This window comes from Streptomyces milbemycinicus, assembly GCF_002154605.1.
Lineage (GTDB): Bacteria > Actinomycetota > Actinomycetes > Streptomycetales > Streptomycetaceae > Streptomyces > Streptomyces milbemycinicus.
In genome coordinates, this window is record NZ_MUNE01000743.1 from 1 (window position 1) to 6,595 (window position 6,595).

General features: G+C 67.2%; 7 protein-coding genes. 3 read left to right on the forward strand and 4 right to left on the reverse strand.

Translation table 11 applies throughout. The annotated features are described in order from the left end of the window. Positions 1–28: 28 nt before the first annotated feature. From CCN51_RS44785 to CCN51_RS44795, 3 genes are read left to right on the forward strand one after another with little or no spacing between them, the layout of a single operon-like run. Positions 29–1,042 (forward strand): Bug family tripartite tricarboxylate transporter substrate binding protein, encoded by a 1,014-nt coding sequence (locus CCN51_RS44785; RefSeq protein WP_014174067.1) that lies wholly within the window; start codon positions 29–31, stop codon positions 1,040–1,042. Beyond that, complete coding sequence (locus tag CCN51_RS44790; RefSeq protein WP_014174068.1) at positions 1,039–1,623, forward strand: tripartite tricarboxylate transporter TctB family protein; 585 nt, start codon at positions 1,039–1,041, stop codon at positions 1,621–1,623. The genes CCN51_RS44785 and CCN51_RS44790 overlap by 4 nt, the downstream gene beginning before the upstream one ends. A gap of 1 nt (position 1,624) precedes the next feature. After that, entirely contained in the window at positions 1,625–3,127 is a 1,503-nt protein-coding gene (locus tag CCN51_RS44795; protein WP_014174069.1) for a tripartite tricarboxylate transporter permease, read from the forward strand. Positions 3,128–3,247: 120 nt separating this feature from the next. Here CCN51_RS44795 and CCN51_RS44800 read toward each other — a convergent pair whose 3' ends face one another. The 4 genes from CCN51_RS44800 to CCN51_RS44815 all read right to left on the reverse strand — a co-directional run. Beyond that, on the reverse strand, positions 3,248–4,708 hold the full coding sequence (locus tag CCN51_RS44800) for an aromatic amino acid ammonia-lyase (RefSeq protein WP_078610341.1): 1,461 nt from the start codon (positions 4,706–4,708) through the stop codon (positions 3,248–3,250). A gap of 39 nt (positions 4,709–4,747) precedes the next feature. Further along, entirely contained in the window at positions 4,748–5,008 is a 261-nt protein-coding gene (locus tag CCN51_RS44805; protein WP_238545300.1) for a hypothetical protein, read from the reverse strand. 409 nt (positions 5,009–5,417) lie between these two features. Next, positions 5,418–5,765, reverse strand: a complete 348-nt coding sequence (locus tag CCN51_RS44810) for a hypothetical protein (protein WP_014174072.1) — start codon at positions 5,763–5,765, stop codon at positions 5,418–5,420. A gap of 236 nt (positions 5,766–6,001) precedes the next feature. Next, on the reverse strand, positions 6,002–6,595 hold a 594-nt coding region (locus CCN51_RS44815), incomplete at its 5' end, for a transposase (protein ID WP_143676098.1).

Here is a 6,595-nt window from a genome sequence, read left to right on the forward strand (position 1 = left end):
GTCCCCTCTCGGCAACGGAGCATCCCTCATGCCCCCACTTCTCAGAAGCGGCCCACGCCTGGCTCTGGTCGTCGCCTTGGCGGCCACAGTGACCACCGCCTGCACCATCGGTTCCCTGGACGATTCGGGTACGGCCGTCGGCTATCCCTCACGCGGCCTGTCGATCCTGGCCCCCGGCAGCGTCGGCGGCGGCTGGGACGCCCGGGCGCGCGGCATGAGCTCCGCGCTCACCTCCTGCAAGATCATCGACGAGGACGTCACGGTCACCAACGCCCCCGGCGCGGGCGGCACGATCGGGCTCGCCCGGATGGCCGGGCGCGGTGGCGATCCGTACCAGCTGATGACCATGGACACCGTCACCATGACCGGTGGCGCCATCCAGAACCACTCCCCGGTGAAGCTGTCCTCGCTCACTCCCGTGGCAGGGCTGACGGTGAGCACGAGCGCGATCGTGGTGCCGGCCAAGTCGCCCTTCCGTGACCTCGCCTCGGTGCTGGCCGCCATGCGGAAGGACCCCAAGGGGACCTCGTGGGTGGGCGGCTCGCTGGGCGGCCCGGACCACATCAGGGTGGCATCCTTCGCCAAGGCCGAGGGCGTTCCGGCGAACAAGGTCACCTATGTGCCCACCGGTGGCGGCGGGGAAGTGCTCAACCTGCTGCTGAGCGGGGCCTCGAAGGTCGGTCTGTCCACGCTGACGGAGGTCCGTCCCCAGATCGAGGCCGGCAAGCTGCGGGTCCTCGCGGTCACCGGCGATGCCGCCCCCAAGGGCATCGACGCTCCGACGCTCGCCGAACTCGGCTACGCGGACGAGAGCGTGGAGACCGTCGGCGGGGTCATGGCCCCGCCGGGGATCAACGACGACGAGCAGCGGGCGATCGTATCGCTGGTGAACCGGATGCGGCAGACCTCGTGCTGGAAGCGGACGTTGGAGCAGAACGACTGGAAGGGCGTATGGGTGCCGGGGAACAAGTTCGGCGCTCTGATCGAGAAGCAGCAGCGCCAGGTCGGCCAGGCCCTCAAGGCAGTGGGGCTCGGATCATGAGCGCGCGGAACCCGGCGGGCGGGCTGGAGTCGGCCGACGGTGCGCCCGAGGTATCCGATGCGACCCGGCAGGGGACCGGAGCGGGTGATCTGGTCGGCACCGGCGAGCGGCCGTGGGGGCCGAGGATTGCCGCGCTTCTCTTCCTCGCGGCCGGCGTGGCCGTGCTGGGCTGGGCCTTCGCCATCCCGAAGGCGGGCATCGAGCAGGACGTGGGCCCCCGGGCGTTCCCCTTGCTGGTCGGTGCGGGGCTGTGCGTATCGGCCGTGGTCGCCGTCGTCCAGGCCTTCCGCGGCACCGACCCCGCGCAGACCGAGCAGGCGCGCGAGGAGGCCCGGCTGACCGAGTGGCGCCCGGTCGCGGCCCTGCTCGCGCTGCTGGTCTGCTATCTGTTCGCGCTGGCGCCGTGCGGCTACTGGCAGTCGACCGCCGTGCTCTTCACCCTGGTCGCGCGGGTGCTCGGCAGCCGCCGGACCCTACGTGACGCACTGATCGGCCTGGTGCTGGCCCTGGCCGTGTACTTCCTCTTCGACCGTCTGCTGGGCATACACCTGCCGCCCGGCATCGTCCGATTGGCATTCTGATATGGGTGTGCTCAACGACCTCGTCGGCGGTTTCGCCAACGCGTTCAGCCCGATGCACCTGCTGCTGGCTTTCGCGGGCTGCACGCTCGGCTCGCTGGTCGGCGTGCTGCCCGGCCTGGGCCCCGCCACCACGGTGGCGCTGCTGCTCCCGCTCACCTTCGTCTTCGACCCCACCGGAGCGCTGGTGCTGTTCGCCGGGATCTACTACGGCGGCATGTACGGCGGCTCCACCACGGCCATTCTGCTGAACGTGCCCGGGGAGACGGCGTCGGTCCCCACGACCCTGGAGGGCCATCCGATGGCCAAATCAGGGCGGGCCGGGGCCGCGCTCGCGACGGCCGCCATCGGTTCGTTCGTGGCCGGTACCATCTCCACCGTCGCCATCACCTTCATCGGCCCGGGCATGGCCCAGATCGCCGAGAAGATCCAGCCGGCCGAGTACTTCGCCGTGATGGTGCTGGCCTTCGCCACGGTCACCGCGGTCGTCGCCGACGCCCCGGCACGCGGGCTGTGCAGCCTCTTCCTCGGCCTTGCCATCGGGCTCGTCGGCATCGACAGCCTCACCGGTCAGGCGCGCTACACCTTCGGGGTGCCGGAACTGTACGACGGGATCCAGATCGTGGCCGTCGCCGTGGGCCTCTTCGCGATCGGGGAGGCCCTGTACACCGCGGCCAGGATGCGACGGGAGCCCGAGCAGGAGATGCTCCCGCTGCGCGGCAAGATCGGTATGAGCCCCGAGGACTGGCGGCGGTCCTGGAAGCCGTGGCTGCGAGGCACGGCGATCGGCCTGCCGATCGGAGCCCTGCCCGCGGGCGGTGCGGAGATCCCCACCTTCCTCAGCTACAACCTCGAACGGCGGCTGTCCCGGCACAAGAAGCAGTTCGGCAAGGGCGCCATCGAGGGGGTGGCCGGTCCCGAGGCCGCCAACAACGCCGCGTTCTCCGGGGTGCTGATGCCGCTGCTGACACTGGGCATCCCCACCTCCGCGACGGCCGGCGTGCTGCTGATCGCGTTCCAGATGTACAACGTCCAGCCGGGCCCGCAGCTGTTCGACACCCAGCCGGGGCTGGTCTGGACGCTGATCGCCAGCCTCTACATCGGCAATTTCATGCTGCTCCTGCTCAACCTGCCGCTGATCCCGCTGTGGGTGAAACTCCTGCGGCTGCCCCGTCCGCTGCTCACCGCGGGCATCCTGGTCTTCGCCGCACTGGGCGTGTACGCGCTCTCGCAGAACGCGGTCGACCTCGGGATCGCGGTGCTCTTCGGGGTCCTGGGCTTCGGGATGCGGCGCACCGGATATCCCGTCGCCCCACTGATCCTCGGCGCGGTGCTGGGCCCGATGGCGGAGACGCAGTTCCGCCGCACACTGGTCTTCAGCGAGGGGGACTGGACGGTGCTCCTGACCCGCCCGCTCTCTGCGGCGATCCTCTGCCTGGCAGCGGTTGCCCTGGTCGGCCCGATGGTCGCGCGCAGGCTACGGCGCCGGCCGGTGTCGTCTTCCTGAAGGCGGCACCGGACGACCGGTGACATGTGGCCGGCGCCGAGAGACAGTGAACACGATCCCTCCGCGCAGTTCATACGGACTGCGCGGAGGGATCTTCATGTCGCCGTCGTCCCTGGTCGGCTATGCGTGCGCTTCGGCGGCCTCGGTGACAAAACCAGGGAGTTCCGTGGTCACGAAATCCAGCAGCGGCTCGATGTGCGGCGGCGGATGACCTGCCTGCGCGAAGGGCACACGCTCGCGTACCAGCTCGAACAGCGCCCCGGTGCCGGCACCGAGTGGGGTGCGGCCACGGAGCTCTGCGGCTTGTGCCGCGACAAGGAGCTCCATCGCGGCTATCGAGCGGCACAGCCCCACCAGTTCGGCGGCACGCCGTCCGCCGAGTGCCGCCATGCTCGCGCGGTCCATGTTTCCGTTCGAGTGGCTGGAACTGGAGAGTTCACCGACAAGCGGAACCGTGAGCAGGCGCGCCTCGGAGGTGATCGACTTATGGAACAGAGCGACTCCGTTGAAACCCGTCGCGCCGACCCCGTCCTCTTCGACAAGACCGGCCGACAGGCCCGACCAGAACGAGTCCGTCATCTTCGCAAGTCGCTCAGTCGAACTGGTCACCACGGGCGAGAAGGCCAGTCTGGCGAAATCGAGCGCCATGGTGAGTGCCACCATGTCGAAATTGGCGGCCGCCACCAGACGGTTCTCGTGCTGCGACACCACCGGATTACATTGCGCCGCATTGAGCTCGATGGCGACTTGACCCCTGGCGTGCGCAAGACTGTCTGCCGCGGCGCCGTGTATGAGAGGAATCGAGCGAAAGCAGAGCGGGTCCTGCAGATGACGCGGTCCGCCCTGCTTCCACAGATAGCTCCCCTCCAGATATGTCCGGATGCGCCGACCGTGTGTCTGGAGTCCGGAAAACGGGCGCGAGGTGAGCGCCGCCTCCGTGACGATCGACGGGTTGGCCGCATATCCCTCCATGCTCAGCGCGCTCACCAAGGTGAACGAATCCAGAAGCGCGGCCAGGTCGGCGAGCGCCAGAGCGCCCAGTGCTGTGGAAAAGGCACTGGAATTGACCAGCGCCAGGCCCTCTCCCGGCATGAGATCCATGTCCTCGAACAGCCCCAGCGCCAGGTCTGACATCGATGACATGTCGCTTTGTCCCATGGAACCCCGGAGGTGCACCGCGACGGTTCGATGGCTGTTGAGCGCATCGACGAGAACCCGAGCAAGCTCGGGCCGAACCCCTGGGGAACCGCTCGCCATGGCATTGAGCAGAATCACCATGGTGGCTCGTACGGTATCCTCACTCGCGAGCGGCCCATGGCCGACGTGGTGCGTCCGCAGTATACGGCGGTTGAACTCCGCGAGATGTCGATGCTGAAGTTCAAGGCCGGTCTTGGCGCCCACACTGGTGGTCAATCCGTAAACACGGTCACCCCGCTTTACGGCATCGTCCACGATTCGCCTCGTGGACCGCATTCGCTCCTCGACCGAAGGTCCCAACTCGACAGGTGCGTGGTGACGCGCCACCGCCACCACATCCTCGATGGTTAGTTGGCTACCAGATATCTCCACAGCGAGCAGCATGACAGCCCTTCTGACGCTACCAGAATCAGTGCATTCAATCTACATGGAGAAATGTGGAGCGACGCGCGTTTGTCTAATGAATTTATCACTTCCAGGTGGGCGCTTCAGGGCCTTGTGCGGGCGGTGCTCGTTGTAGAAGGACTCGCACTCGTGCAGTGCGTGCAGAAGGTGGCTCTGGTTCCAGATCAAGATCCGGTCCAGGGTATCCCTGCGGCAGGTCTGTATCCAGCGCTTCATGGGCGAGTTAATCCGCGGTATCAGAATGCCGGTGGTGACGACCTTGAGACCAGCATCGGTCATCAGGGCATCGTAGGCGGCCTTGAACTTTGAGCCATGGTCACGGCTCTCAGGAACTTCGCCTTGCCACCAGCGCTCGTGTTTCGCTGTCTTGAGTGGTCAGGTTCCGGCGGTGGTCCAGGCTGTGAGGACGGCTTGGATTTCTTCGGGTTGTGCCTGGTGGGGGTGTGGGCCGTGAAAACGGTGGGCGGTGATCGTGCGGCGGAGCTTGGCTGTCATGTCCTGGAAGGAGGGCTGGGTTTTGGTGGTGTACCAGCGGGCTCTGGTGCGGTGTTCGTCGGTGTCGGCGGGTTGCCAGGTCAGCAGCGTGCCCGGAGTGACCTCGCCAGCCGCTCGACCTCTGCCACGATGCCTGGCGCAAGTCCGTCGGCGACGTGCTCCTCGCTCGGGTTGTACTCCCAGGTCCAGTCGGTCACAGCCCCGCCTCGGCCTCCGCGGTCTTGCGGATCTGCTGAATTTCATGGATTGCCGCCGTCGGGTCCTGTTCGGCGATAGCGACAATCTGCTCAAGTTCACGGAGGCGGGTGGCGCGTTCCGGGTGCCGCTCGATGGCGACGAACACGGCCCATGAGTGGACGAAAGCCCGCAGGGGGGCGAGGCTCTGTGTCTGCTGTGCGTTTGTGGTCGCCTCGAACAAGTGCTGAGTGAGCGCAGGGATCCTGCTGGGAGCGATCCGAGCGACAGCTGCGCGCAGTGCGTCAGGGGTGAGGTCGGGCATGGGGATAAGAGGTCCGTACGGGCCGTCTGGCTGCGCGCTCATGATGACCTCCGGTGCGTGGTTTGCTCGTCGCACCATACCGTGGGGGCGCGGCAGCCGTGGGAGACTGTGGTCCGCTCCGCAGGCCGTCGCATGGCGTATCTGTGGCTATCGGGAAGTAGCTGATTGTCGCGTTCTCTGTAGCGCGCAAGAGCGCGGTTCGGATCCGAACCGAGCGCTACGGTGCGGTACGGGTGGTCACTGGGCTGGGGGTCAAGACATCCGATGCGGATGATCTGTCAAGCGGCGGCTTCCAGACCGGGGCTTGTCGGTGCGGGAAATGCGGTTGCTTCGTCGTAGTGGGTGCTGTGGGTGAGGCAGTGGTGGAGGCATCCGAGCAGTCGGTTGAAGAGGTTGCGTTGGGCGGAGGTGTGGCGGTCTTTGGCTTTGCGTCGGCGGTCGTAGTGGGCTCGGGCGCCGGGTGAGGCGGTGAGGGCGGAGAAGGCCCAGAGGTAGCCGGCGGAGGCCAGGCGTTGGTTTTTGACCCGGCGGGCGAGGACGGCGACGCTTTTTCCGGACGCCCGGGTGACTGGTGCGGCCCCGGCGAAGGCTTTGAGGCCTTTTGCGTCGGTGAAGCGGGATCGGTCGTCGCCGATCTTGGCGAGCACCCGGGCGCCGGTGAGTGAGCCGAGCCCTGGGAAGCTGGTGATGATCTCGGCGTCCGGGTGTGTGTTAAAAGATTCCACCGCCGCTTGGGCGAGGTCGTCGGCGCTGGTGCAGGCGGCTTCCAGCTGTCGTAGCAGGGCGGTGGTCTGGTGTCCCATGGCCTGCTCGACCTGGGGGAGTTGTCGCATCTGTGGGGCGCGGAGAGCGGTGTGGAGGCGGTCGGCTTC